The 470-nt window shown below is 38.5% G+C and carries 1 protein-coding gene; it reads right to left on the bottom strand.

From position 1 onward, the window contains the following. A partial coding sequence (locus SB658_RS21875; RefSeq protein ID WP_486308197.1) for a response regulator aspartate phosphatase occupies window positions 1–354 on the bottom strand: 354 nt, incomplete at its 3' end. Between the last annotated feature and the right edge of the window lie 116 nt (window positions 355–470).

Below are 470 nucleotides of genomic sequence, written 5' to 3'. Positions count from 1 at the left end.
CGCTGAGATGAAGTTTTTCTGCTTAAATTCATACATTCCTCTGAAATAGTAAAAATAATATTCCAGTAAGCCGGTCAGCTTTTGCTGGTTCATCTCAATCTCAGTGAGCATTTCAGAGAACGGAGGCTGGCAGTCGCCGTCTTTCATGGGTTTTAATTTATCCAGCATGATGCGGTGCCTAAATTCCATCAATGAAAAATACAACAATAAATCCTGATTTTCTTCCATATCTTCGAGTTCATATTGAAGCTCCCGCTTCAGCGCTTCAGCTTTATCGGCTTCAAACGCGCGGATCAGCTTATACCATTCATTCATCTTTACGGCCACTTCTTCAGATGGAATCTTGGATTTCATAGATTTGCCTCCTTCCTCCGGCTACTAATTATGTTATATTTTATCATAGCAAATTTATGGCAGTGAGCAAACAAAGATTTTAATCAATTAAAGAAAGAGAGAATTCACCATGAAAC

The sequence above is a fragment of the Bacillus sp. SIMBA_008 genome (assembly GCF_046535495.1).
In the GTDB taxonomy this organism is placed as follows: domain Bacteria; phylum Bacillota; class Bacilli; order Bacillales; family Bacillaceae; genus Bacillus; species Bacillus subtilis.
Note: the sequence above shows the minus strand (reverse complement) of the source record. Positions and strands in the feature narration are given on the sequence as shown.